Source organism: Idiomarina xiamenensis 10-D-4, from assembly GCF_000299895.1.
GTDB lineage: Bacteria > Pseudomonadota > Gammaproteobacteria > Enterobacterales > Alteromonadaceae > Idiomarina > Idiomarina xiamenensis.
In genome coordinates this window covers 1-340 of the sequence record NZ_AMRG01000065.1, presented here as the reverse complement: position 1 = coordinate 340, position 340 = coordinate 1, and the positions used below count along the sequence as shown (strand labels likewise).

Here is a 340-nt window from a genome sequence, read left to right as displayed (position 1 = left end):
CCCCAACATACCCATAAGTATTAATGCCACCTGCTAAGCCAATTGGGTCTGATTGCGTGTAGCGGCCGGTTTCCCTGTCGTGATATTGAACTTTCAGGCGAGGATGACTTACCTATGAAAAATTAAATCAATTTTCAAAATAATATCTTAATTTCTTGATTAATATCAGATAGAAGAAAATAACCAATCCGAACAATAAGTTGCTGCTTAGTTGCAGAACTCCTTCCAAATCTTCAAGTTTTTCTAGTTTATATATAAAGGGAGTAAGGCAGATTACTATCCAGCCCACTAAATATGTAGGTATGGATTTTTTTGATTTTTTCAGGATTAAAATTGCTGA

The 340-nt window shown here is 35.0% G+C and carries 1 protein-coding gene; it reads right to left on the bottom strand.

Annotation, left to right across the window (positions count from 1 at the left end; all coding sequences use genetic code 11):
- Positions 1-127: 127 nt before the first annotated feature.
- Positions 128-340: hypothetical protein (locus tag A10D4_RS14420; protein WP_008490200.1), on the bottom strand; the 213-nt coding region annotated here is incomplete at its 5' end.